22 protein-coding genes are annotated in these 23,977 nt (G+C 67.5%); 18 read left to right on the top strand and 4 right to left on the bottom strand.

Annotated features, from left to right (window positions below; genetic code table 11):
* The first annotated feature begins 193 nt into the window (after positions 1–193).
* The 10 genes from BM013_RS12685 to BM013_RS12640 all read left to right on the top strand — a co-directional run bounded on the left by BM013_RS12685 (position 194) and on the right by BM013_RS12640 (position 11,495).
* A complete protein-coding gene (locus tag BM013_RS12685; protein WP_093127371.1) occupies positions 194–1,336 on the top strand; it encodes a Re/Si-specific NAD(P)(+) transhydrogenase subunit alpha in 1,143 nt (380 codons plus the stop codon).
* 27 nt (positions 1,337–1,363) lie between these two features.
* The gene (locus BM013_RS12680; RefSeq protein WP_093127367.1) at positions 1,364–1,702 is read left to right on the top strand and encodes an NAD(P) transhydrogenase subunit alpha part 2; all 339 of its coding nucleotides are present in this window, start codon (positions 1,364–1,366) and stop codon (positions 1,700–1,702) included.
* Positions 1,699–3,198, top strand: coding sequence for an NAD(P)(+) transhydrogenase (Re/Si-specific) subunit beta (locus BM013_RS12675; protein WP_093127365.1), 1,500 nt, complete (start codon positions 1,699–1,701; stop codon positions 3,196–3,198). Before BM013_RS12680 ends, BM013_RS12675 begins: the two co-directional genes overlap by 4 nt.
* A gap of 99 nt (positions 3,199–3,297) precedes the next feature.
* A complete protein-coding gene (locus BM013_RS12670) occupies positions 3,298–4,977 on the top strand; it encodes a long-chain-fatty-acid--CoA ligase (protein ID WP_093127362.1) in 1,680 nt (559 codons plus the stop codon).
* 51 nt (positions 4,978–5,028) lie between these two features.
* Entirely contained in the window at positions 5,029–6,033 is a 1,005-nt protein-coding gene (locus tag BM013_RS12665; protein ID WP_093127360.1) for an ABC transporter permease subunit, read from the top strand.
* 3 nt (positions 6,034–6,036) lie between these two features.
* Positions 6,037–6,942, top strand: a complete 906-nt coding sequence (locus tag BM013_RS12660; protein WP_093127357.1) for an ABC transporter permease subunit — start codon at positions 6,037–6,039, stop codon at positions 6,940–6,942.
* Positions 6,943–6,959: 17 nt separating this feature from the next.
* Positions 6,960–7,994: an ABC transporter ATP-binding protein gene (locus BM013_RS12655; RefSeq protein WP_093127355.1), complete on the top strand. Its 1,035-nt coding sequence runs from the start codon at positions 6,960–6,962 to the stop codon at positions 7,992–7,994.
* Positions 7,991–9,037 carry a dipeptide ABC transporter ATP-binding protein gene (locus BM013_RS12650; protein WP_093127352.1) on the top strand — a complete coding sequence of 349 codons (1,047 nt, stop codon included), beginning with the start codon at positions 7,991–7,993 and terminating at the stop codon, positions 9,035–9,037. Before BM013_RS12655 ends, BM013_RS12650 begins: the two co-directional genes overlap by 4 nt.
* Positions 9,038–9,083: 46 nt before the next feature.
* Positions 9,084–10,715, top strand: coding sequence for an ABC transporter substrate-binding protein (locus tag BM013_RS12645; protein ID WP_093127349.1), 1,632 nt, complete (start codon positions 9,084–9,086; stop codon positions 10,713–10,715).
* A gap of 6 nt (positions 10,716–10,721) precedes the next feature.
* Positions 10,722–11,495, top strand: a complete 774-nt coding sequence (locus BM013_RS12640) for a 5'-methylthioadenosine/adenosylhomocysteine nucleosidase (RefSeq protein WP_093127346.1) — start codon at positions 10,722–10,724, stop codon at positions 11,493–11,495.
* 1 nt (position 11,496) lies between these two features.
* Here BM013_RS12640 and BM013_RS12635 read toward each other — a convergent pair whose 3' ends face one another.
* Positions 11,497–12,252, bottom strand: a complete 756-nt coding sequence (locus BM013_RS12635; protein ID WP_093127343.1) for a YoaK family protein — start codon at positions 12,250–12,252, stop codon at positions 11,497–11,499.
* 94 nt (positions 12,253–12,346) lie between these two features.
* Complete coding sequence (corA, locus tag BM013_RS12630; protein WP_093127339.1) at positions 12,347–13,333, bottom strand: magnesium/cobalt transporter CorA; 987 nt, start codon at positions 13,331–13,333, stop codon at positions 12,347–12,349.
* Between the two features lie 239 nt (positions 13,334–13,572).
* Between corA and BM013_RS12625 the strand changes: the two genes are divergently transcribed.
* From BM013_RS12625 to hprK, 4 genes are all read left to right on the top strand, one after another.
* Positions 13,573–15,717 carry an ATP-dependent helicase gene (locus BM013_RS12625; RefSeq protein WP_093127336.1) on the top strand — a complete coding sequence of 715 codons (2,145 nt, stop codon included), beginning with the start codon at positions 13,573–13,575 and terminating at the stop codon, positions 15,715–15,717.
* A gap of 345 nt (positions 15,718–16,062) precedes the next feature.
* Positions 16,063–16,392 (top strand): ribosome hibernation-promoting factor, HPF/YfiA family, encoded by a 330-nt coding sequence (gene hpf / locus BM013_RS12620; RefSeq protein WP_081270768.1) that lies wholly within the window; start codon positions 16,063–16,065, stop codon positions 16,390–16,392.
* A gap of 186 nt (positions 16,393–16,578) precedes the next feature.
* Positions 16,579–17,046, top strand: a complete 468-nt coding sequence (locus tag BM013_RS12615) for a PTS sugar transporter subunit IIA (RefSeq protein WP_093127334.1) — start codon at positions 16,579–16,581, stop codon at positions 17,044–17,046.
* 95 nt (positions 17,047–17,141) lie between these two features.
* The gene (gene hprK / locus BM013_RS12610) at positions 17,142–18,095 is read left to right on the top strand and encodes an HPr(Ser) kinase/phosphatase (protein ID WP_093127331.1); all 954 of its coding nucleotides are present in this window, start codon (positions 17,142–17,144) and stop codon (positions 18,093–18,095) included.
* Between the two features lie 43 nt (positions 18,096–18,138).
* Here the strand turns inward: hprK and fur are convergent, their stop codons facing one another.
* Positions 18,139–18,558 carry a ferric iron uptake transcriptional regulator gene (fur, locus tag BM013_RS12605; RefSeq protein WP_093127329.1) on the bottom strand — a complete coding sequence of 140 codons (420 nt, stop codon included), beginning with the start codon at positions 18,556–18,558 and terminating at the stop codon, positions 18,139–18,141.
* Between the two features lie 89 nt (positions 18,559–18,647).
* Between fur and BM013_RS12600 the strand changes: the two genes are divergently transcribed.
* The 4 genes from BM013_RS12600 (at position 18,648) to BM013_RS12585 (ending at position 21,368) form a co-directional block, all read left to right on the top strand.
* Positions 18,648–19,220: an outer membrane protein assembly factor BamE gene (locus tag BM013_RS12600; protein WP_093127326.1), complete on the top strand. Its 573-nt coding sequence runs from the start codon at positions 18,648–18,650 to the stop codon at positions 19,218–19,220.
* A gap of 100 nt (positions 19,221–19,320) precedes the next feature.
* Positions 19,321–20,163: a 4-hydroxy-tetrahydrodipicolinate reductase gene (gene dapB / locus BM013_RS12595; protein WP_093127324.1), complete on the top strand. Its 843-nt coding sequence runs from the start codon at positions 19,321–19,323 to the stop codon at positions 20,161–20,163.
* A 15-nt stretch (positions 20,164–20,178) separates the two neighbouring features.
* Complete coding sequence (locus BM013_RS12590; protein ID WP_093127321.1) at positions 20,179–20,874, top strand: MotA/TolQ/ExbB proton channel family protein; 696 nt, start codon at positions 20,179–20,181, stop codon at positions 20,872–20,874.
* Positions 20,875–20,900: 26 nt separating this feature from the next.
* Positions 20,901–21,368 (top strand): ExbD/TolR family protein, encoded by a 468-nt coding sequence (locus BM013_RS12585; protein WP_093127319.1) that lies wholly within the window; start codon positions 20,901–20,903, stop codon positions 21,366–21,368.
* Positions 21,369–21,449: 81 nt separating this feature from the next.
* On the opposite strand, the gene BM013_RS12580 is transcribed toward BM013_RS12585, so the two are convergent.
* Entirely contained in the window at positions 21,450–23,933 is a 2,484-nt protein-coding gene (locus BM013_RS12580) for a glycogen/starch/alpha-glucan phosphorylase (protein WP_093127316.1), read from the bottom strand.
* Positions 23,934–23,977 lie beyond the last annotated feature (44 nt).

Below are 23,977 nucleotides of genomic sequence, written 5' to 3'. Positions count from 1 at the left end.
GGACCGCCCGGCAATCACTCGATGCTGTCCTTCCAAAGTTTCGAATTTGCTATCTATTGCATAGCATTCTTCGCAGCATTCATCGGCGTTGGAGGCGGGTGACGCACCGGCGTCTTAGCGACACCGGGCGCCTGTAATCTTGCTGTAAGCTCTGCGCGCGTTCCGTGTGCCCCCTTGCTCTGAGGAGATCTCTATGCTGATAGGCGTGCCTGCCGAGACACTGGCTGGCGAAACCCGAGTGGCCGTTACACCCGAGACAGTGAAGAAACTGGTCGCTTCCGGGCATGCGGTACGAGTGGCATCGGGGGCTGGCGTTGCCGCCAGCGTGACCGACGCCGCCTACCAGGCCGCAGGGGCGGACATCACGGACCAGGCGGGCGCGTTCTCCGCCGACATGGTGCTCAAGGTGCGCACGCCCACCGACGCCGAGAGCGGGCTCTTGAAGCCGGGCGCCGTGGTCATCGGCATGCTCAACCCCTTCGACGCGGCCGGCCTGCAGCGCCTGGCCGCGGCGGGCGTCACCGGCTTCGCCCTCGAGGCCGCGCCGCGCACCACCCGCGCCCAGAGCATGGACGTGCTCTCCTCGCAGGCCAACATCGCCGGCTACAAGGCCGTGATGATCGCGGCCGACCGGTACCAGCGCTTCTTCCCGATGCTCATGACGGCGGCCGGCACGGTGAAGGCCGCGCGCGTCGTGATCCTGGGTGTCGGCGTGGCGGGCCTGCAGGCGATTGCCACGGCCAAGCGCCTGGGCGCCGTCATCGAGGCTTCCGACGTGCGTCCCAGCGTGAAGGAACAGATCGAGTCGCTCGGCGGCAAGTTCATCGAGGTGTCCTACGACACCGACGAGGAAAAGGAAGCCGCTGTCGGCGTCGGCGGCTACGCCAAGCCCATGCCCGCGAGCTGGCTGGCGCGCCAGCAGGTCGAGGTGGCCAAGCGCGTGGCGCTGGCCGACGTGGTGATCAGCACCGCCCTCATTCCGGGCCGTGCCGCACCGACGCTCATCACCGAGGACATGGTCAAGTCGATGAAGCCGGGCTCGGTGATCGTCGACATCGCCGCGGGCAAGGGCGCGGACGCGAATGGCGGCCTGACGGGCGGCAACTGCCCGATCTCCGAAGCCGACAAGACGGTGGTCAAGCACGGCGTGACCATCGTGGGCGAGACCAACCTCGCGGCGCTGGTGGCGGCCGATGCTTCCGCGCTCTACGCGCGCAATGTGCTCGACTTCCTCAAGCTGATCGTCACCAAGGAGGGCGCGCTGAACATCGACCTCGAGGACGACATCGTCGCCGCCTGCCGCGTCACGCAGGGCGGCCAGGTCACGAAGAAGTAAACAAACGCCAGCCGAGGAGAAGAAACCATGGATCCCGTTTCCCACACAGTCATCAACCTGATCATCTTCGTGCTGGCCATCTACGTGGGCTACCACGTGGTGTGGACCGTCACGCCGGCGCTGCACACGCCGCTGATGGCCGTGACCAACGCCATCTCGGCGATCGTGATCGTGGGCGCGATGCTCGCGGCCGCGCTCACCACCACGCCGCTGGGCAAGACCATGGGCGTGCTGGCCGTGGCGCTGGCCGCGGTGAACGTCTTCGGCGGCTTCCTGGTCACGCGCCGGATGCTGGAGATGTTCAAGAAGAAAGAAAAGAAGGCCGCCCCCGGTCTGGCGAAGGCCGAAGAGGGAGCAGCCAAGTGAGCATGAACCTCGTCACGCTGCTGTACCTCGTTGCCAGCGTCTGCTTCATCCAGGCCCTGAAGGGCCTGAGCCATCCCACCACTTCGATCCGCGGCAACGTGTTCGGCATGACCGGCATGGCGATCGCCGTGCTGACCACCATCGCGCTGATCCACGGCCAGGCCCGTTCGCTCAACGTCGACTTCGGCGCGGGCATCGGCTACGTGCTGGCCGCCGTCGTGGTCGGCGGCGGGCTGGGCGCCTTCATGGCCAACAAGGTCGAGATGACCAAGATGCCCGAGCTGGTGGCGTTCATGCACAGCATGATCGGCCTGGCGGCGGTGTTCATCGGCGTGGCCGCTGTGGCCGAGCCCTGGGCCTTCGGCATCACCGCCGCGCCCGTGGCCGCGCTCATCGGCGCGGCCACGCCCGACGGCGCCGTGCTGCTCGACGGCTTCGTGCGCTACGCCATTCCGTACGGCAACCGGCTCGAGCTGTTCCTGGGCGCGGCCATCGGCGCGGTCACCTTCAGCGGCTCGGTCATCGCCTTCGGCAAGCTCTCGGGCAAGTACAAGTTTCGCCTGTTCCAGGGCGCGCCGGTGCAGTTCAAGGGCCAGCACATGCTCAACCTGGTGCTGGGCCTCTTGACCATCGCGCTGGGCCTGCTGTTCGTCGCCACCGAAAGCTGGACGGCGTTCTTCGCGATGCTGGCGCTGGCCTTCGTGATGGGCGTGCTCATCATCATCCCGATCGGCGGCGCCGACATGCCGGTGGTGGTGTCGATGCTCAACAGCTACTCGGGCTGGGCGGCGGCGGGCATCGGCTTCAGCCTGAACAACGCGATGCTGATCGTGGCCGGTTCGCTGGTGGGCTCGTCGGGCGCCATCCTGAGCTACATCATGTGCAAGGCCATGAACCGCTCGTTCTTCAACGTGATCCTGGGCGGCTTCGGCGGCGAGGCCGCCACGGCCACCGGTGGTGCGAAGGAGCAGCGCCCGGTGAAGACCGGCAGCGCCGACGACGCGGCCTTCGTGCTCGGCAATGCCGAGACCGTGGTGATCGTGCCGGGTTACGGCCTCGCCGTGGCGCGCGCGCAGCACGCGGTGAAGGAGCTCGCGGCCAAGCTCACCGAGAAGGGCATCACCGTGAAGTACGCGATCCACCCGGTGGCGGGCCGCATGCCCGGCCACATGAACGTGCTGCTGGCCGAGGCCGAGGTGCCGTACGACCAGGTGTTCGAGATGGAAGACATCAACGGCGAGTTCGGCCAGGCCGACGTGGCGATCATCCTGGGTGCCAACGACGTGGTGAACCCCGCCGCGCACACCAAGGGCAGCCCGATCTACGGCATGCCGATTCTCGAGGCCTACAAGGCCAAGACCGTCATCGTGAACAAGCGCTCCATGGCCGCCGGTTATGCCGGCCTGGACAACGAACTGTTCTACATGGACAAGACCATGATGGTCTTTGGCGATGCCAAAAAAGTAGTGGAAGATATGGGCAAGGCCATCGAATAGGCCGAAGGTCCACGCCCGCCACGCGGGCGAATCTTCGCGGCGCCACTTCGTGCGCCGTTTTCGTTTTCAACTGTCAGACCCCCGGAGGAGACAAATCCAATGACCGACCGCCCCTGGCTCAGCAGCTACCCGCAAGGCGTGCCCGCCGACATCGATGCCTCGCACTATCCATCGCTGGTCGCGCTCATGGAAGAGAGCTTCAAGAAGTACGCCGACCGCACGGCCTACAGCTTCATGGGCAAGGACATCAGCTACGGCGAGACCGACAAGCAGAGCAAGGCCTTCGCGGCCTACCTGCAGGGCCTGGGCCTGGTCAAGGGCGACCGCGTGGCGGCCATGATGCCCAATTGCCCGCAGTACCCCATTGCGGTCGCGGGCATCCTGCGCGCCGGCCTGATCCTGGTCAACGTGAACCCGCTGTACACGCCGCGCGAACTCGAGCACCAGCTCAAGGACTCGGGCGCGAAGGCCATCGTGATCATGGAGAACTTCGGCACCACGCTGCAGCAGTGCATCGCGGCCACGCCGATCAAGCACATCGTGCTGGCCTCCATGGGCGACCGCCTCGGCTTCCTGAAGGGCGCGCTCGTCAACTACGTGGTGCGCAACGTCAAGAAGCTGGTGCCGCAGTTCAGCCTGCCGGGCACGGTGCGCTTCAACGACGCGCTCGACAAGGGCGCCAGCGGCAGCGTCAAGCCCGTGGCCATCGGCCCCGACGACGTGGCCGTGCTGCAGTACACCGGCGGCACCACGGGCGTGTCGAAGGGCGCGGTGCTGCTGCATCGCAACGTGATCGCCAACGTGCTGCAGTCCGAGGCCTGGAACGAACCGGCCATGAAGAAGGTGCCGGCCAACGAGCAGCCCACCAGCGTGTGCGCGCTGCCGCTGTATCACATCTTCGCGTTCACGGTCGGCATGATGCTGAACATGCGCACGGGCGGCAAGCTGATCCTGATTCCAAATCCTCGCGACCTGGCCGGCGTGCTGAAGGAATTGTCCAAGCACACCATCCACAGCTTCCCGGCCGTCAACACGCTGTTCAACGGGCTGGCGAACCACGCCGACTTCAACACCGTCAACTGGAAGAACCTCAAGATCTCGGTGGGCGGCGGCATGGCCGTGCAGGCCGCGGTCGCCAAGCTCTGGCTCGAGAAGACCGGCTGCTCGATCTGCGAAGGCTACGGCCTGTCGGAAACCTCGCCCTCGACCACCTGCAACCCGACCGACAGCACCGCCTACACCGGCACCATCGGCCTGCCGCTGCCGAGCACCTGGCTCAAGCTGCTCGACGACGAAGGCAACGAAGTGCCCTTGGGCGAGCGCGGCGAGATCGCCATCAAGGGCCCGCAGGTGATGGCCGGCTACTGGCAGCGTCCCGACGAGACCGCCAAGGTCATGACGCCCGACGGCTACTTCAAGAGCGGCGACATCGGCGTGGTCGATGACAAGGGCTACTTCAAGGTGGTCGACCGCAAGAAGGACATGATCCTGGTGTCGGGCTTCAACGTGTACCCCAACGAGATCGAGGACGTGGTCGCACTGATTCCGGGCGTGCTCGAATGCGCGGCGGTCGGCGTGCCAGACGACAAGACCGGCGAGGCCGTGAAGCTCGTCATCGTGAAGAAAGACCCCTCGCTCACCGAGGCGCAGGTGCGCGAGTACTGCCGAGCAAACCTTACGGGTTACAAGCAGCCGCGAATCGTAGAGTTTCGTACGGACATGCCGAAGACACCCGTCGGCAAGATCCTTCGCCGCGAACTGCGCGACTCGAAAAAGTAAGGGTTCGGCCCGGGTGGGGCCACGGCATCGATCTTGCATATTCGCGGGTCGATGCTTCGATTCATCCTGACCCGTTTGAGCTTGCTGGTGCCGACCTTCATCGGCATGACATTGCTCGCCTTCTTTCTCATCCGGCTGGTGCCGGGCGACCCCATCGAGACGATGGCCGGCGAGCGCGGGATCGACCCCGCGCGCCACGCCGAACTGCGCACCGCCTACGGCTTCGACAAGCCGGTGATCGTGCAGTACGGCATCTACATCGGCCGCGTGCTGCACGGCGATCTGGGCAAGTCGCTGATCACGCAGGACACCGTGATCAGCGAGTTTCTCGCGCTGTTCCCGGCCACCGTCGAGCTCGCGGTCTGCGCCATTCTTTTCGCGCTGCTGCTGGGCCTGCCCGCGGGCATTCTTGCGGCGGTGCGGCGCAACTCCATCTTCGACCACGGCGTGATGGCGACGTCGCTCACCGGCTACTCGATGCCGATCTTCTGGTGGGGCCTGCTGCTGATCCTGTTCTTCTCGGTGCAGCTCGGATGGACGCCGGTGTCGGGGCGCATCGCGGTGCAGTACTTCATCGAGCCCGAGACCGGCTTCCTGCTGATCGACTCGCTGCGCGCCGGTGACACCGGTGCCTTCTGGTCGGCGCTGCACCACCTGATTCTTCCGGCCATCGTGCTCGGCACCGTGCCGCTCGCGGTGATCGCGCGCATGACGCGCTCGGCCATGCTCGAGGTGCTGGGCGAGGACTACATCCGCACCGCGCGCGCCAAGGGCCTGTCGCGCTTTCGCGTGGTGGGCCTGCATGCGTTGCGCAATGCGCTGATCCCGGTCGTCACCGTCATCGGGCTGCAGGTGGGCGTGCTGTTCACGGGCGCCATCCTCACCGAGACCATCTTTTCTTGGCCGGGCGTGGGCAAGTGGCTCATCGAGGCCATCGGCCGGCGCGACTACCCGGTGCTGCAGGGCGGCATGCTGCTGCTCGGCGGCATCGTGATGGTGGTCAACCTGCTCGTCGACGTGGCCTACGGCGTCATCAACCCCCGCATCCGGCGCTGATCCATGGCGACTTCTTCTCCCCTCGCATCCGGCGCGAAGACTGCCGCGCCGCCCGGTCCTTGGCGCGAGTTCTGGACGGCGTTCTCGGCCAACCGCGGCGCGGTCATCGGGCTGGTCACCATCGTGGCGCTGCTGCTCGTTGCGCTGTTCGCGCCGTGGATCGCACCGCACGCGCCCAACGAAACCAACAGCGCCGTGTTCCTGAAGCCGCCGGCCTGGCAGCAGGGCGGCTCCATGAGCTACCTGCTGGGCACCGACGCCATCGGCCGCGACATTCTTTCGCGCCTGATGTACGGCGCGCGGCTGTCGCTGTCGATCGGCGTTGCGGTGGTGGCGCTGTCGGTGGTCGTGGGGGTGGTGCTCGGGCTGGTTGCGGGCTTCTTCCGCGGCGTGCTCGAGATCGCGATCATGCGGTTGATGGACATCGTGCTCACGCTGCCGAGCCTGCTGCTGGCCATCGTGATCGTCGCGATCCTCGGGCCGGGGCTGGTCAACGCGATGCTGGCCGTGGCCATCGTGGTGCTGCCGCACTACGTGCGCATCACGCGCGCCGCCGTCATCGCCGAGGTCTCGCGCGACTACGTCACCGCCGCGCGCGTGAGCGGCGCCGGCACGCTGCGCCTGATGTTCAGCGAGGTGCTGCCCAACTGCGCCGCGCCGCTGATCGTGCAGGCCTCGCTCGGCATCTCCACCGCCATCCTCGATGCCGCGGCGCTCGGCTTTCTCGGCCTCGGCGCGCAACCGCCTTCGCCCGAATGGGGAACCATGCTGGCCGATGCGCGCGAGTTCGTGCTGCGCGCCTGGTGGGTCGTGACCTTCCCGGGCCTGGCCATCCTCGCGGCCGTGCTGGCCTTCAACCTGCTGGGCGACGGGTTGCGCGACGCACTCGACCCCAAGCTCAAACGCTGACGCAAAGGAAAGAACGGATGCCTTTGCTGGACATCAAGGACCTGCACGTCGAGTTTCCTACCCAGGGCGGCGTGCTGCATGCGGTCGACGGCGTGAGCCTCACGCTCGAAGAGGGCGAGGTGCTCGGCATCGTCGGCGAATCGGGTTCGGGCAAGAGCGTGACGATGATGGCGCTCATGGGCCTCGTCGGTTTTCCGGGGCGCGTGCGCGCGGACCACATGCGCTTTGCCGGCAAGGAGCTGCTCGGCATCTCCGACAAGGCGCGCCGCGCGCTGGTCGGCAAGGAGGTCGCGATGATCTTCCAGGAGCCGACCACCAGCCTCAACCCCTGCTTCACCATCGGCTTCCAGCTCATGGAAACGCTGCGGCTGCACCTGAAGCTCGACAAGCGCGAGGCGAAGAAGCGCGCGACCGAGCTGCTCGAGCAGGTGGGCATTCCGGCCGCGTCGTCGCGCCTGGGCAGCTACCCGCACCAGCTCTCGGGCGGCATGAACCAGCGCGTGATGATCGCCATGGCCATCGCCTGCAACCCGCGCCTCTTGATCGCCGACGAGCCGACCACCGCGCTCGACGTGACCATCCAGGCGCAGATCCTCGACCTGCTGCGCGACCTGCAGAAGGAGCGCGGCATGGCGCTGGTGCTCATCACGCACAACATGGGCGTGGTGAGCGAGATGGCGCAGCGCATCGCCGTGATGTACGCGGGCCAGGTGATGGAGCACCAGCGTGTCGACCGGCTCTTCGCGTCGCCGCAGCATCCGTACACCGAGGCCTTGCTCGCGGCGTTGCCCGAGCGCGCCGCGCCCGAGGGCCGGCTGGCCACCATCAGCGGCGTGGTGCCGGGCGTGCACGACCGGCCGGCGGGTTGCCTGTTCGCACCGCGCTGCGGCTACGTCACCGAGCGCGCCTGCCAGGTGCGGCCCGCATTGCGCGAGTTCCACGGCGCGGACGTGCGCTGCCACTTCCCGCTCGGCGAGCCGGGCCGCATGGCCGCCATCGCGCAAGACCCGCCGCGGCAAGCGGCGGTGCAGGCCGCGGAGGTGCTGCCATGAGCCAAACAACAAGCGACGCACCGGCCGAGGTGGTGGTCGAGGCGACGAACCTGCAGCGCACCTACGACATCCGCCGCGGCCTGTTCCGCGCGCCCGCGCACCTGCGGGCCGTGGGCGACATCTCGTTTCGCATCGAGCGTGGCCGCACGCTGGCGGTGGTCGGCGAGTCGGGCTGCGGCAAGTCGACGCTGGCGCGCATGGTCGCGCTGATCGAGAAACCCACCGCGGGGCAGCTCAGGCTGGTCGGCGCCGATGCCGTCGATCCGCCCGCCGAGCGCAAGCGCGAACTGCGCCAGGCCGTGCAACTCGTGTTCCAGAACCCGTACGGCTCGCTCAACCCGCGCAAGAAGATCGCGGCCGTGCTCGAGGATCCGCTGGCCATCAACACCTCGATGGGCAAGGCGGAGCGCGCGGCCAAGGCCCGCGACATGCTCGCGCGCGTCGGCCTGCGCCCCGAGTACGCCAACCGCTACCCGCACATGTTCTCGGGCGGCCAGCGCCAGCGCATCGCCATTGCGCGCGCGCTGATGCTGCAGCCGCGCCTGCTGGTGGCCGACGAGCCGGTGTCCGCGCTCGACGTGTCGATCCAGGCGCAGGTGCTCAACCTGCTGGCCGACCTGCAGGCCGAGCTGGGCCTGGCGTACCTCTTCATCTCGCACGACCTGGGCGTGGTGCGCCACATCGCGCACGACGTGCTGGTGATGTACCTGGGCCATGCGGTGGAGCAGGGCCCCAAGTCGCGCATCTTCGCGCGGCCGCTGCATCCGTACACGCAGGCGCTGCTGGCGTCCACGCCGGGGCTCAGCAGCCAGCGCATCGTGCTCAAGGGCGAGCTGCCGTCGCCGCTGAGCCCACCGCCGGGTTGCGTGTTCAGCACGCGCTGCCCGCATGTGGCGCCGCGCTGCCACGAAGAGCGGCCGCTGCTGCGCGTGCTCGACGAGCGGCAGGTGGCCTGCCACTTCGCCGAGCAGTTTCTCGACGGTGCGCCCGTGGTGCGTGCCGATGTCCCGATGGCCGCCGTTGCGACGGCGGCGCATTCCTAGCATCCGCTTGTTTCCTGTTCTCTCAACCGTGTCTCAAGGAGTCCACATGAAGACCCAGTCCACCGTTTCGCGCCGCTCACGAAAGCTGGCGTTCCTGGCACCTGCAGCGCTTGCGGCCCTTACCCTGGCCTGCGGCGCGGTGTCGGCCAAGACGCTGGTGTATTGCTCCGAAGGCAGCCCGGAGAATTTCTATCCGGGCATGAACACCACCGGCACCTCGTTCGACGTGACCACGCAGGTCTACAACACCATCGTCGAGTTCGAGCGCGGCGGCACCAAGGTCGTGCCGGGCCTGGCCGAGAAGTGGGACATCTCGGCCGACGGCACGCAGTACACCTTCCACCTGCGCAAGGGCGTGAAGTGGCACAGCACCAGCAAGAGCTTCAAGCCCACGCGCGACTTCAATGCCGACGACTTCATCTTCATGCTCGAGCGCCAGTGGAAGGAGAGCGATCCCTTCTTCAAGGTCACGAGCCAGAACCACTCGTACTTCAACGACATGGGCATGCCCAAGCTCCTGAAGACGGTGGACCGCGTGGACGACTACACCGTGAAGATCGTGCTCAACCAGCCCGAGGCGCCGTTCCTGGCGAACCTGGCGATGCAGTACGCGGGCATCCAGTCGAAGGAATACGCCATCGCTATGCTGAAGGCCGGCACGCCCGAGAAGGTCGACCAGGACCCGATCGGCACCGGGCCGTTCTACCTCGTGCAGTACCAGAAGGACGCGATCATCCGCTTCAAGGCCTTCCCGCAGTACTGGGGCGGCAAGGCGAAGATCGACGACCTCGTGTTCGCCATCACGCCCGACGCGTCGGTGCGCTGGGCCAAGCTGCAGAAGGGCGAATGCCACGTCATGCCGTACCCGAACCCGGCCGACCTCGACGCGATCCGCAAGGACCCGAACGTGCAGGTGCTGGAGCAGCCCGGGCTGAACGTGGGCTACCTGTCGTTCAACACGACGAAGAAGCCCTTCGACGACGTGCGCGTGCGCAAGGCCGTCAGCATGGCGATCAACAAGAAGGCCATCATCGACGGCGTGTACCTGTCGACCGGCGTGGCCGCGAAGAACCCGATTCCGCCGAGCATGTGGTCCTACAACGACGCGGTGAAGGACGACCCGTACGACCCCGAGGCGGCCAAGAAGCTGCTGGCGCAGGCCGGCTTCCCCGACGGCTTCACGACCGACCTGTGGGCCATGCCGGTGCAGCGCCCGTACAACCCGAACGCCAAGCGCATCGCCGAGCTGATGCAGGCCGACCTGGCCAAGATCAACGTGAAGGCCGAGATCAAGAGCTTCGAATGGGGCGAGTACCGCAAGCGCCTGCAGGCCGGCGAGCACCAGATGGGCATGATGGGCTGGACCGGCGACAACGGCGACCCGGACAACTTCCTCTACACGCTGCTGGGCTGTGCCTCGGCCAAGTCGGCCAGCGGCAGCAACGTGTCGAAGTTCTGCTACCAGCCGTACGAAGACCTCGTGGTGAAGGCCAAGAGCACGACCAAGCAGGCCGAGCGCGACGCGCTCTACAAGAAGGCGCAGGTCATCTTCAAGGAGCAGGCGCCGTGGTTCACCATCGCGCACGCGGTGCAGCTGAAGCCGGTGCGCAAGGAAGTGGTCGACTTCAAGCTGAGCCCGTTTGGCCGTCATACTTTCTACGGTGTCGATATCAAGTAATTTTTCATGAAGCCGGTTGCGCCCATCGCCGTTGTCGCGGCCATGCACGAGGAGTTGGGCGCACTGCTCGCGCAGATGCCCGACGAGCAGCGCGTGCGCGTTGCGGGGCGCGACTTCTGGGTGGGCCACCTGCATGGCCAGCCCGTGGTCGCGGTGCTCTCGCGCATCGGCAAGGTGGCGGCGGCGGTCACGGCCACGGTGCTGCTCGAGCGCTTCGGCGTGCGGGCCATCGTGTTCACGGGCGTCGCGGGCGGGCTCGCGCCGGGCGTGAACGTGGGCGACGTGGTGGTGGCCACCGCGCTGCTGCAGCACGACATGGACGCGTCGCCGCTCTTCCCGAAGCACGAGGTGCCGTTGATGGGTCTGTCGCGCTTCGCGGCGGATGCGGCGCTCGGCGATGCGCTGTCGGCGGTTGCCGGCGACGTGTTGCGCGACCCGGTGGCCCTGATCGGCCAGGCCGGCGTCGACGAGTTCGGCCTGTCGGCGCCCAAGGTGCACCGCGGGCTGCTGGTGAGCGGCGACCGCTTCGTGTCGACCACCGCCGAGAGCGCGGCGCTGCAGCGCGAACTGCCCGATGCGCTCGCGGTCGAGATGGAAGGCGCGGCCGTGGCGCAGGTGTGCCACGACTACGGCGTGCCCTTTGCCGCGATGCGCACGATTTCCGATCGCGCCGACGACGCGGCGCACGGCGACTTCGCGCGCTTCGTCGCCGTGGTGGCGAGCCGCTACAGCCTGGCGCTGGTCAGCGCATGGCTGGGCACGCTGCCTGCGGCCGATTGAGCTAAGAGGACGAGGCCACGCGGCGGCGCGGAATGTCGCGCAGCAGCGGCGGGATCGACAGCGCGAGCAGCAGCGCCGCCAGCGGCACCACGCACACGAACCCGACGTACTTGAAGCCCAGCGCGCCCATCGCCCCGCCGAGCACGAACATGCCGACCAGCCCGACCGCGCGGCGCATGCGGGTGCGGTCGTGACGCACCGCCAGCGGGGCGGCCCTGTCGCGGCCGTTCCAGTAGAGCATCTTGCCGATCTCGATGCCCATGTCGGTGATGTTGCCGGTCATGTGGGTGGTGCGGATGCTGCCGCGCGAGGTCTTCGACGCCACCGCGTTCTGCAGGCCCATGATGAAGGACAGCAGCAGCACGGTGAGCGGCACGGCGAACGGCGTGGCCCAGGTCAGCGTGATGGCGCCCATGAGCCCGAACGGAAACATCAGCGCCGCCTCGAGCACCAGCGGCAGGGCGTAGACGCCGTGCATGCGGTGCTGCCGGCCCCAGTTCACGAGCACCGCGCAGACCGCGGCGCCGCTCAGGAACGCGAGGATGGCGCCGAGCGCGTTCAGCAGCAGCGTGACGTTGCCCAGCACCATGCCGTCCGCCAGCTGAGAGGCGAAGCCGGTCATGTGCGAGGTGTACATGTGCAGCACGAGGAAGCCGCCCGCATTGACGGCGCCGGCATTGAAGGCCAGCAGCAGGCCGAGCGCGGTGTTGGTCGACGGCGCGCGGTGGCGGTTGGTGAGGAAGCGAAGTCTGCGCACAGTGGCTCTCCGTTCAGCGCTGGGCTGTCGGCCACTCTAGCATCCGGGGCACCGGTGCCCCGGGTCAACCGGGGCAGGGCGCTGTGGCGCCGGTCTACTTGAGCCAGCCGCGCCGGCGGAAGTACCACATGGGCCCCAGCGCGCTCGCCGCCATCAGCACGAGCGCGTAGGGGTAGCCCAGCGACCAGTCGAGCTCGGGCATGAACTTGAAGTTCATGCCGTAGATGCTGGCGATCAGCGTGGGCGGCAGCAGCGCCACGCTGGCCACCGAGAAGATCTTGATGGTCTTGTTCTGGTTGATGTTGATGAAACCGACGGTCGCATCCATCAGGAAGTTGATCTTGTCGAACAGGAAGGCCGTGTGGTTGTCCAGCGACTCGATGTCGCGCAGGATCTGGCGCGCCTCCTCGAACTGCTCGGCGTTGAGCATCTTGCTGCGCATCATGAAGCTGACCGCGCGGCGCGTGTCCATCACGTTGCGGCGGATGCGGCCGTTCAAGTCTTCCTGCCGTGCGATGAGGCCGAGCACCTCGCCGGCCAGTTCGTCGGTGACGTTGCCCGACAGCACCTTCTTGCCCGCCACCTCGAGCTCGTCGTAGATGTTCTCCAGCGTGTCGGCCGAGTACTCGGCGTCGGCGTCGAAGAGCTTGAGCATGACTTCCTTGGCGTCCTCGATCAGCCCCGGTGCGCGGCGCGCGCGCATGCGCAGCAGGCGGAACACGGGCACGTCCTCGTCGTGGATCGAGAACAGCACGCCGCGGCTGCGCAGGTCGGTGTTGTGCTGGTTGAGGATGAAGGCCACGCGCACGGTGCGCGGGTCTTCGTCGTCGTCGATCAGGAAGTCGGAGCGGATGTGCAGCTCGCCGTTGTCTTCCTCGTAGAAGCGCGCCGATTCCTCGATGTCCTCGTCCATCGCGTCTTCGGGAATCGACAGGCCGTAGTACTGCTTGATCCAGCGCTTCTCTTCGAGCGTGGGCGACTCCAGGTCGACCCAGATCGGCTGGAACTTGGAGAGCTCTTCGAGCGCCTCGATCTCTTCCTGGACGAGGCGGCCGTTGGCAAGCGTGAAGATGTTGAGCATGGGCTCACTCCCGGGTATGACTGAAACGTTGGGCGAGGGAGGGGCGCTTTCAATTCCCGGGCCCGACGTGCGCGAAAAGTCGCGTCAAGAAATCACGTCAGCGAAAGGGAGTTGAAAGCTGCCGAGACGGGGCGGTTTCCATGGGAAGAATCTCTTGTTGCAGCGAGGCGCGATTATGTCACCGGCCATATGTCGCCCGGGTGGCCGGACTGGACGGACATACAGTAAAGTCGCATGCCATGCAGACCGCTGCGCTCCCCGTTTTTTCCGCCGCACCGAAGACCCCGTCGGAGCGCCTGGCCGCCGCGCTGGCCACGCTCAACGACGCGCAGCGCGCCGCCGTCGAGCACGGCGTGGGCGCGGCAGTGGGTGTGGACGCAGATGGTGCCGCCGCCGAGCGGGACGACCGGCCGCTGCTCGTCATCGCCGGTGCCGGCTCGGGCAAGACCAGCACGCTGGCGCACCGCGTGGCGCACCTCATCGCGGGCGGCGTCGATCCGCCGCGCCTGCTGCTGCTGACCTTCTCGCGCCGGGCCGCGCAGGAAATGGAGCGCCGCGCGGGCCAGGTGCTGGCCAAGGTGCTCGGGCTGAAGACCGAGACGCCGCCGGCGCTGCCGTGGGCCGGCACCTTCCACGGCATCGGCGCGCGGCTGCTGCGCGAGTACGCGCCGCAGATCGGGCTCGACGAGAACTTCACCATCCACGACCGCGGCGATGCCGAAGACCTGATGGGGCTGGCGCGGCACGAGCTGGGCCTGTCGTCCACGGTGAACCGCTTTCCGCGCAAGGGCACCTGCCTGTCGATCTATTCGCGCTGCGTGAACACGCGCGCGCCGCTCGCGCAGGTGCTGAAAGAGGCCTTTCCCTGGTGCGCCGAATGGGAGGCCGAGCTCAAGAAGCTGTTCGGCGCCTACGTCGAGGCCAAGCAGCAGCAGAACGTGCTCGACTACGACGACCTGCTGCTCTACTGGGCCGAGATGGCCGCCGAGCCCGCGCTGGCCGCGCACATCGGCGCGCGCTTCGACCATGTGCTGATCGACGAGTACCAGGACACCAACCGGCTGCAGGCCTCGATCCTGCTGGCGCTCAAGCCCGACGGGCGCGGCGTGACGGTGGTGGGGGACGACGCGCAGTCGATCTATTCGTTCCGCGGCGCCACGGTGCGCAACATCCTCGACTTTCCCTCGCAGTTCACGCAGCAAGCCCGCGTGGTCACGCTGGAGCGCAACTACCGCTCGACGCAGCCGATCCTCGACGTGTCGAACCGCGTGATCGCGCAGGCCGCCGAGCGGCACGCCAAGACGCTGTGGACCGACAAGCCCTCGGCCGGCAAGCCGCAACTGGTGCTCGTGGCCGACGAGGCCGGGCAGGCGCGCTGGGTGGCCGACAAGGTGCTGGCGCACCGCGAGGGCGGGCTGGCGCTGAAGTCGCAGGCGGTGCTGTTTCGCACCTCGTCGCACAGCGCGGGGCTCGAGCTGGAGCTGGCGCGGCGCAACATTCCGTTCGTGAAGTTCGGCGGGCTCAAGTTCCTCGAAGCCTCGCACGTCAAGGACCTGCTCGCGGTGCTGCGCTTCGCGCAGAACCCGCGCGGGCGCATGGCGGGCTTTCGCGTGACGCAGCTCATTCCGGGCATCGGCCCGGCCACGGGCGCGCGGCTGCTCGATGCCATGGACAAGGCGGCCGACCCGGCCGCGGCGGTGCGCGACTTCGTGCCGCCGTCCGCGGCGCGCGCGCAGTGGGCCGACTTTGCCCAGGCCTACGCCGCCCTGCGCGAGCCCTCGCTGAAGTGGCCGGCCGACGTGGAGGTGGCCGTGAACTGGTACCAGCCGCACCTGGAGCGGCTGTACGAAGACACCTCCGGCGTGCGCCGCGCCGACGTGGAGCAGCTCGCGCGGCTGGCCGCCGGCTACGGCTCGCGCGAGCGCTTCCTGACCGAACTGACGCTCGACCCGCCCGAGGCCACCAGCGACCGCCCGGGCCCGCCGATGCTCGACGACGACTACCTGATCCTCTCGACCATCCACTCGGCCAAGGGGCAGGAATGGAATTCGGTGCACGTGCTCAACGTGGTCGACGGCTGCATGCCGGCCGACGTGGCGCAGGGCGCGCAGGAACTCGAAGAAGAGCGCCGGCTCCTCTACGTGGCGATGACCCGGGCGCGCGACCACCTGCACCTGCTGGTGCCGCAGCGCTTCTACATCACGCAGCAGGCGGCGCGCGGCGACCGGCACCTGTACGCCAACCGCACGCGCTTCATCGCCGACGCCGACCTCGCGGGTTTCGAGCAGCAGACCTGGCCGCCCCCGCCGGAGCGCCCGCCGGCGGTGCCGCCGCCCAGCGCGGTGATCGACCTGCGCAACCGCATGCGGGCCGCCTGGCGCTGAATTTTCCGGCGCGGCTTCCGCCTCCTCTGGCCCTTCGGGCGACAGGGTCACCGGGTTTTTCCTGCTGAAACACATGTGCGCGACACGCTGCGCGGCCTGCCGGGCGCGCATGGCCTGCTATGGATTCATGAGCGTGTGAAAAGCTGCGCAGAAAGTGCTCGCTCTGCGGGCATCCCTGGTATTGCAATACCGTGACAGCTTGGGCATAGTGAATCGACCGACCCCCGATTCTTCTTTCTTCTCCCCTCTCTTCTCTCTCTCCCTGCCCACCCCCAGAGTTCCCCCGGCCACGCTTCATTCCGGAGCGGGGTCATTTCCCCAACCGTCAATTCCAGGAGGTCATTCATGAATTTGACGATCAGCGGTCATCACCTCGACGTCACACCTGCCTTGCGCACCTACGTCACGAGCAAGCTGGACCGGATCACGCGGCATTTCGACCAGGTGGTCGATGTCAAGGTGATCCTCACGGTGGAAAAGCAAAAGGAAAAGGAACGCCGCCAAAGGGCGGAGTGCAACATCCACGTGAAGGGCAATGACATGTTCGCGGAATCGAGCCACGCTGATCTCTACGCTGCGGTCGATGAACTGGTCGACAAGCTCGACCGCCAGGTGGTGCGCCACAAGGATCGCCTGCAGGATCACCATCACGCGGCGCCCAAACGCTTGATGTAAAGCGCCCCGGCGCATGCCAAGGCCGCCTTCGGGCGGCCTTTTGTTTTTCCGACTGCCACGCTTGGTCTTTGGCCGCTCTCCAGAGGGGCGCGCGAGGCCTCTGGGCAACATGTAGACAAAAAGTAAATAGGAGGACTGGGGGTTTTTACCAACCGGGTGCATAATCGCCCCCGCTCTGCACCCACCATGAATCGCCTCGCGTCCATCCTGCCGCCCGCTCAAGTGCTCGTGAGCGTTGACGCCACCAGCAAGAAACGTGCTTTCGAAGAAGCCGGCCTGCTGTTCGAAAGCCTTCACGGCCTCGGCCGCGCCCTCATCACCGACAGCCTGTTCGCTCGCGAACGCCTCGGCTCGACCGGGCTGGGCCATGGCGTCGCCATTCCGCACGGCCGCATCAAGGGCCTCAAGGCCCCGATGGCTGCCGTGTTCCAGCTGGCGAACCCCATCGGTTTCGACGCACCCGACGAACAACCCGTCGCGCTGCTGATCTTCCTGCTGGTGCCCGAAGCGGCCACGCAGAAGCACCTCGAAATCCTCTCCGAAATCGCCGAGCTGCTGAGCGACGCCAGCCTGCGCGAACAGATCAAGTCCAGCACCGACGCGGCCGCCCTGCACGGCCTCATTGCCGGCTGGCAGTCCACGCAAGTCGCCTGAGCGCATGCGTCGGCACGCGCGGCTGCTGATAAGCTGCGCGGCTCTTTCCGTCACTCCAACGCAATGCCGACGCCCGTGCGCCGGCGCCTGAACGCATGAAGCCGACCGTCATCAGCGCCGATGCCATGTTCGAGGAGTTCCGCGGCTCGCTCCGCTGGGAATGGCTCGCGGGGCTCGGCGCGTCAGAGCGCCAGTTCGACCCCGAGGTCATCAGCCGCGCGCAGTCGGCGGCCGACCTGGTCGGCTATCTCAACTACATCCACCCGTACCGCGTGCAGATCCTGGGCGCCCGCGAGGTGGCCTACCTCACGCGCGGCAGCCAGGAAGACTGCGCCCGGCGCATCGCCCGCATCGTCACGCTGGAGCCGCCGATGCTGGTGCTGGCCGACGGCCAGGCCGCGCCCGACGAGCTGCTGTCGATCTGCGAGCGCGCGCAGCTGCCGCTCTTCGCCACGCGCGAATCGTCGGCCTTCGTGATCGACCTGCTGCGCGCCTACCTGTCCAAGCACTTCGCCGAGCGCACCTCGATGCACGGCGTGTTCATGGACATCCTGGGTATGGGCGTGATGATCACGGGCGAGTCGGGCCTGGGAAAGAGCGAGCTCGGCCTGGAGCTGATCTCGCGCGGCAACGGCCTGGTGGCCGACGACGCGGTCGACCTGTACCGCATCAACCAGAACACCATCGAGGGGCGCTGCCCCGACCTGCTGCTGAACCTGCTGGAAGTGCGCGGCATCGGCCTGCTGGACATCCGCGCGATCTTCGGCGAGACGGCGGTTCGCCGGAAGATGCGCCTGAAGCTCATCGTGCACCTGGTGCGCCGCGACAGCTTCGAGCGCGACTACGAGCGCATGCCCTCGGCGCCGCTCACGCAGGACGTGCTGGGCATTCCGGTGCGCAAGGTCATCATCCAGGTGGTGGCGGGGCGCAACATCGCCGTGCTGGTGGAGGCGGCGGTGCGCAATTCGATCCTGCAGCTGCGCGGCATCGACACGTACGCCGACTTCGTCGCGCGCCATCACAAGGCGATGGAAACCGGACAGGATTGAAGGTTTTCCCGGCCCGCTGCGCGAGGGGCCGGGAAGGCGTGGCTCAGCGCTTCTTGGCGCAGTCCCCGCAAAGACCGTAGAGCGACATGGCGTGGTCCTGCAGGATCCAGCCCTTGTCCTTGGCCACCAGTTGCTGGCGGCGCTCGATCTCGGCGTCGTAGAACTCCTCGACCTTGCCGCACGAGGTGCAGATCAGGTGGTCGTGGTGCGTGCCTTCGTTCAGCTCGTAGACCGCCTTGCCGCTTTCGAAGTGGCTGCGCTCGAGGATGCCGGCCTGCTCGAACTGGGTCAGCACGCGGTAGACGGTGGCCAGGCCGATGTCGGAGTGTTCGTTGAGCAGCACGCGGAACACGTCTTCCGCCGTCATGTGCCGCTGGCTGCCGGTCTGGAAGATCTCGAGGATCTTCAGGCGTGGCAATGTGGCCTTGAGGCCTGTGTTCTTGAGTTCGTCGATGTTGGCCATGTTGGTTCCTGCGCCCTGGGCTGCGGCAAAGGCCCTGGAAAGGGCCAGCCGCTACAATGGCCGATCATATCGCTACCCCCTTTTCCCCCATGCCTGCCATTCTCCAACGCCGTCCCTGGCTGATGGTCGCCGCCGTGGCCGCCACGTTGTGCCTCGGTGCCTGCAGCGGTTTCAGCGATCGCACGCGCAGCGCGCTGTCCGCGGTCACGCCCTACAAGGTCGAAGTGGTGCAGGGCAATTTCGTGTCGAAGGAACAGGTCGCGGCGCTCAAGCCCGGCATGTCGCGCCAGCAGGTGCGTGAAATCCTCGGCACCTCGCTGCTGAGCGACGTGTTCCACGCCAACCGCTGGGACTACGTGTTCACCATCCGCCGCCAGGGCGTCGATCCGCAGGAACGCCACCTCACGGTGTTCTTCAACGGCGAACTCATGGACCGCTTCGAAGGCGACGAGATGCCGAGCGAAGAAGAATTCGTCGCCACGCTCGACACCCGCAAGAAATCCGGCAAGGTGCCCGCGCTCGAGGCGTCGGAAGACGATCTCAAGAAGTACGCGCCTTCCAAGGACGAGAAAAAGGCCGACACCGCCGCCGGTACCTCCGACGCGCAGGCCTCGCTCCCGCCGCTGCCGGCCGCGTACCCCCCGCTCGAAGCCGCGCGCTGATCGCACAGCGGCCAGACAGACAGCCGTAGCGGGCGGCGCCCGCCGAGCCAGGCAGTGCCCCGTCCCGTGTTCCCCGTGTTCCTTGCATGACTGAATCCGCGTGACCGACTCCACTTCCGCTCCTTCCCCCTTTGCTTCCGATTCGCGCCGCATCGCCATCGCGGGCGCCTCGGGCCGCATGGGCCACATGCTGATCGAGGCCGTGCGCAACGCGCCCGACCTGCGCCTGGCCGGCGCGCTCGACATCGCGGGCAGCCCGGCGCTCGGTACCGATGCCGGCGCCTTCCTCGGTTTCGACAGCGGCGTGTCCATCGTGTCCGACCTGCGCGCGGGCCTGAAGGACGCGCAGGTGCTCATCGACTTCACCCGCCCCGAAGGCACGCTCGCGCACCTCGCGGTGTGCCGCGAACTCGGCGTGCAGGCCGTCATCGGCACCACCGGCTTCAGCGACGCGCAGAAGGCCGAGATCGCCGAGATCGCCAAGGACATCGCGATCATGATGGCGCCCAACATGAGCGTGGGGGTCAACGTGACGCTCAAGCTGCTCGAGATGGCGGCCAAGGCCATGTCGACGGGCTACGACATCGAGATCATCGAGGCGCACCACCGCCACAAGGTCGACGCGCCCTCGGGCACCGCGCTCAAGATGGGCGAAGTCATTGCCGACGCGCTGGGCCGCGACCTGAAGGAATGCGCCGTGTACGCCCGCGAAGGCATCACGGGCGAACGCGACCCGTCCACCATCGGCTTCTCGGCCATCCGCGGCGGCGACATCGTGGGCGACCACACCGTGCTGTTCGCCGGCACGGGCGAGCGCATCGAGATCACCCACAAGTCGTCGAGCCGCGTCACCTACGCCCAGGGCAGCCTGCGCGCGGTGCGTTTCCTGGCCGGACAGCGCGCCGGCCTGTTCGACATGAACGACGTCCTCGGCCTGCGCTAAATCAAAGGACCGCCGATGAGCGTGCTCGAACTGCTGACCCATGGCGACGGCGTCAGCCGTTCGGTGGCGGCGCTGCTGCTGGCGATGTCGATCGCGAGCTGGGTCATCATCCTGTGGAAGGCCTGGCTGCTGCGCGGCGGCACGCGCGACGTGCTGCGCAGCATTGCGGCGTTCTGGCAATCGGCCACGCTGGCCGATGCCGAGCAGAAGCTCAAGGCCTTCGACAAGGCGGCGCTCGTGTCGCCCGCCGTGTCGGCCATCCGGCATGCGGCCGCGGGCGCTCCCGACGGCACGCTGGGTGCCTCGGTCGACCGCAACCAGCGCCTGACCCGTGTGCTGCGTGACGCGCTGCACGGCGCGCTGCGCCGGCTGCAGGCCGGCCAGATCCTGCTGGCGACGGTCGGCGCCACGGCACCCTTCGTCGGCCTGCTGGGCACGGTGTGGGGCATCTACGGCGCGCTCTCGGGCATCGCGGGCCAGACCGGCGGCTTCACCATCGACAAGGTGGCCGGCCCCGTGGGCGAGGCCTTGGTCATGACGGCCTTCGGCCTGGCCGTCGCCATTCCGGCCGTGCTGGCCTACAACGTGTTCGGCCGCGTCATCGGCCGCATCGAGGCCGAGCTCGAAGGCTTCGCGCACGACCTGCTCGGCAGCTTCGGCGCGCCGCCGGCACCGGCCGCACCGCCACCCGCGCGGCCGATGCCGGTCTGAGCAGGCAAGGCAAGGCGTACCTCACCATGGCCTTCGGACGCACTTCACTGGGCAGCAGCGCCGCAGGCGGCGGGCGCGCCATGGGCGCGGGCGCGCAACGTCCGCTGTCCGACATCAACGTGACACCGCTGGTCGACGTGATGCTGGTGCTGCTGGTGATCTTCATCATCACCGCGCCGCTGATGGCCAGCTCGATCAAGCTCGACCTGCCGCAGACCGACGCGGGCCAGCCCAACGACGCGCCCAAGTTCGTGAGCCTGTCGGTCGATGCCGCGGGCAAGGTTTTCTTCAACGACCAGGCCGTGACTGACGAGGAGCTGGCGGCCCGCCTCGAGAAGGCCGCGGCCGACAGCAAGGACACCGAGGTGCAGTTGCGCGCCGACCAGACCGTGCCCTACGGCAAGGTGGTGGCGCTGATGGGCATCGCGAACAAGGCCGGGCTCAGCCGCATCGGTTTCGTGACCGAGGTCGAGCCGGCCAAGCCTGCGCGTTGAACCCTGCGCGCTGAAGCCGGCGCTTCGGGCTCTGCACGTCGGGCCGATGTCTCGGGCCGGCGCGTCAGGCCGGCACTTTATTCAGCCCAGCACCACCGGCTTGGTGTGCCAGATCTCGTGCGCGTACTGCGCAATCGTGCGGTCCGACGAAAACGCCCCCATGCCCGCCACATTGAGGATCGCCATGCGCATCCACGCGTCCGAGTCGCGGTACAGCGCATCGACCTCGGCCTGCTTGGCCACGTAGCTCGCGTAGTCCGCCAGCAGCAGGTAGTGGTCGCCCCAGTTCACCAGCGCGTCGTAGATGCCCTGGTAGCGCGCCGGCTCGCCCGGTGAGAACGCGCCCTCGCGGATCGCGTCGAGCACGCGCTTGAGCTCGGCGTTGCCTTCGTAGATGTCGCGCGGCTGGTAGCCGCGCGCGCGGATGTCGGCCACCTCGGGCGTGGTGTTGCCGAAGATGAAGATGTTCTCCGGCCCCACGTTCTCGCGCATCTCCACGTTGGCGCCGTCCAGCGTGCCGATGGTCAGCGCGCCGTTGAGCGCGAACTTCATGTTGCCGGTGCCCGAGGCCTCGGTGCCCGCGGTGGAGATCTGCTCCGACAGGTCCGCCGCCGGCATGATCATTTCCGCCAGGCTCACGCTGTAGTTCGGCAGGAACACCACCTTCAGCAGCTTGCCCACGCGCTCGTCGGCGTTGATGACGCTCGCCACGTCGTTGATGAGCCGGATCACCAGCTTGGCCATCACGTACGCCGAGGCCGCCTTGCCCGCGAACACCACCACGCGCGGCACGATGTCGGCCGTGCCGCCCGCGGCGTGCGCGTCCAGGATGCGGTGGTAGCGCGTCACCACGTGCAGCACGTTGAGCAACTGGCGCTTGTATTCGTGGATGCGCTTGACCTGCACGTCGAACATCGCGTCGGTGTCGATGTCGGTCTTCAGGTGCTGCTCGATCCAGTTGGCCAGCCGCAGCTTGTTCTCGCGCTTGGCATGGCGAAAGGCGCGCACGAAGGCCGGTTGCACGGCCATGGGCTTGAGCGCCTCGAGCTGCGACAGGTCGCGCCGCCAGCCCTTGCCGATGCGCTGGTCGAGCAGCGCCGCCAGCGGCGGGTTGGCCTGCGCCAGCCAGCGGCGCGGCGTGACGCCGTTGGTCTTGTTGTTGAAGCGCTCGGGAAAGATCTTGTCGAAGTCCGCGAAGATCGACTGCTTCATCAGCTCCGAGTGCAGCCCCGACACGCCGTTGATCGAGTGGCTCGCCAGCACCGCCACGTAGGCCATGCGCACGCGCCGCTCGCCGGCTTCGTCGACCAGCGAGAGTCGGCGCATCAGCTCGACGTCGTTGCCGGCCTTCTGCGCCACGGTGGCCAGGAACCGGGCGTTCATGTCGTAGATGATCTGCAGGTGCCGCGGCAGGATGCGCCCGAGCATCTCGACCGGCCAGGTCTCCAGCGCCTCGTGCATCAGCGTGTGGTTGGTGTAGCTGAACACCTTCTGCGTGTGCGCCCAGGCCTCGTCCCACGACAGGTTGTGCTCGTCGAGCAGCAGGCGCATGAGCTCGGGCACGGCCAGCACCGGGTGCGTGTCGTTCAGGTGGATGCTGACCTTCTCCGAGAGCTGCTCGAAGGTTTTGTGGTTGCGCAGGTAGCGGCGCAGCAGGTCCTGCACGCTCGCGCTGCAGAAGAAGTACTCCTGGTGCAGGCGCAGCTCGCGCCCCGACGGCGTGGAGTCGTCGGGGTAGAGCACGCGCGACACGTTCTCCGAGTGGTTCTTGCTTTCCACCGCCTGCATGTAGTTGCCGCGGTTGAAGGCCGAGAGGTCGATTTCCTCGGTGGCGCGCGCCGACCACAGCCGCAGCGTGTTGGTGGCCTGCGTGCCGTAGCCCGGAATGATGGTGTCGTAGGCCACGGCGCGCACGTCGTGCGTGTCGACCCAGTCGGCCGCGCCGTAGGGGGCGTTGGCGCCCTCGCGCTTTTGCACATGGCCGCCGAAGCGCACGCGGTAGTTCACCTCGGGCCGCTGGAACTCCCACGGGTTGCCGCGCGTGAGCCAGTAGTCGGGCGTCTCGACCTGCTGGCCGTCGACGATGCGCTGGCGGAACATGCCGTACTCGTAGCGGATGCCATAGCCCATGCCCGGCACGCCGAGCGTGGCCATCGAGTCCAGGAAGCAGGCCGCGAGCCGGCCGAGGCCGCCGTTGCCCAGCGCCGCGTCGGGTTCGCGCTCGGCCAGCGCGTCCATGTCGACGCCGAAGTCGGCGAGCGCCTCGCGCACCGTGTCGAACAGGTCCACCGCCAGCAGCGCGTTGGTGAAGGTGCGCCCGATGAGGAACTCCATCGAGAGGTAGTAGACGCGCTTCAGGTCCTGCGCGTAGTTGGCGCGCGTGGTCATCATCCAGCGCTCGACCAGCTGGTCGCGCACCGCCTGCGAGGTGGCGTTGAGCCAGTCGTCCTGGCTGGCGGCGACCGGGTCCTTGCCGACCGCGTAGATCAGCTTGTTGGCCACCGCGCGCTTGAAGGCCGCGACGTCGCGGTCGGGATGGTCGTAGGCGAAGTCTTTGATCGTCATGGGTGGGGTCCGTGAAGGGTGGAGGGGCGCCGTGGCGTTCAGGC

The sequence above is a fragment of the Variovorax sp. OK605 genome (assembly GCF_900115445.1).
In the GTDB taxonomy this organism is placed as follows: Bacteria; Pseudomonadota; Gammaproteobacteria; order Burkholderiales; family Burkholderiaceae_C; genus Variovorax.
This window is presented reverse-complemented; position numbering and strand designations above follow the sequence as displayed.

Excerpts from the sequence above, each read along its gene's own strand:
- BM013_RS12650 (WP_093127352.1), top strand. The coding sequence starts at position 7,991 with ATGAGCCAAACAACAAGCGACGCACCGGCCGAGGTGGTGGTCGAGGCG.
- BM013_RS12680 (WP_093127367.1), top strand. The coding sequence starts at position 1,364 with ATGGATCCCGTTTCCCACACAGTCATCAACCTGATCATCTTCGTGCTG.
- BM013_RS12615 (WP_093127334.1), top strand. The coding sequence starts at position 16,579 with ATGAATCGCCTCGCGTCCATCCTGCCGCCCGCTCAAGTGCTCGTGAGC.
- BM013_RS12600 (WP_093127326.1), top strand. The coding sequence starts at position 18,648 with ATGCCTGCCATTCTCCAACGCCGTCCCTGGCTGATGGTCGCCGCCGTG.
- BM013_RS12590 (WP_093127321.1), top strand. The coding sequence starts at position 20,179 with ATGAGCGTGCTCGAACTGCTGACCCATGGCGACGGCGTCAGCCGTTCG.
- BM013_RS12660 (WP_093127357.1), top strand. The coding sequence starts at position 6,037 with ATGGCGACTTCTTCTCCCCTCGCATCCGGCGCGAAGACTGCCGCGCCG.
- BM013_RS12580 (WP_093127316.1), bottom strand. The coding sequence starts at position 23,933 with ATGACGATCAAAGACTTCGCCTACGACCATCCCGACCGCGACGTCGCG.
- BM013_RS12625 (WP_093127336.1), top strand. The coding sequence starts at position 13,573 with ATGCAGACCGCTGCGCTCCCCGTTTTTTCCGCCGCACCGAAGACCCCG.
- hpf (WP_081270768.1), top strand. The coding sequence starts at position 16,063 with ATGAATTTGACGATCAGCGGTCATCACCTCGACGTCACACCTGCCTTG.
- BM013_RS12585 (WP_093127319.1), top strand. The coding sequence starts at position 20,901 with ATGGCCTTCGGACGCACTTCACTGGGCAGCAGCGCCGCAGGCGGCGGG.
- BM013_RS12640 (WP_093127346.1), top strand. The coding sequence starts at position 10,722 with ATGAAGCCGGTTGCGCCCATCGCCGTTGTCGCGGCCATGCACGAGGAG.
- BM013_RS12665 (WP_093127360.1), top strand. The coding sequence starts at position 5,029 with ATGCTTCGATTCATCCTGACCCGTTTGAGCTTGCTGGTGCCGACCTTC.
- corA (WP_093127339.1), bottom strand. The coding sequence starts at position 13,333 with ATGCTCAACATCTTCACGCTTGCCAACGGCCGCCTCGTCCAGGAAGAG.
- hprK (WP_093127331.1), top strand. The coding sequence starts at position 17,142 with ATGAAGCCGACCGTCATCAGCGCCGATGCCATGTTCGAGGAGTTCCGC.
- BM013_RS12685 (WP_093127371.1), top strand. The coding sequence starts at position 194 with ATGCTGATAGGCGTGCCTGCCGAGACACTGGCTGGCGAAACCCGAGTG.
- BM013_RS12655 (WP_093127355.1), top strand. The coding sequence starts at position 6,960 with ATGCCTTTGCTGGACATCAAGGACCTGCACGTCGAGTTTCCTACCCAG.
- fur (WP_093127329.1), bottom strand. The coding sequence starts at position 18,558 with ATGGCCAACATCGACGAACTCAAGAACACAGGCCTCAAGGCCACATTG.
- BM013_RS12645 (WP_093127349.1), top strand. The coding sequence starts at position 9,084 with ATGAAGACCCAGTCCACCGTTTCGCGCCGCTCACGAAAGCTGGCGTTC.
- BM013_RS12670 (WP_093127362.1), top strand. The coding sequence starts at position 3,298 with ATGACCGACCGCCCCTGGCTCAGCAGCTACCCGCAAGGCGTGCCCGCC.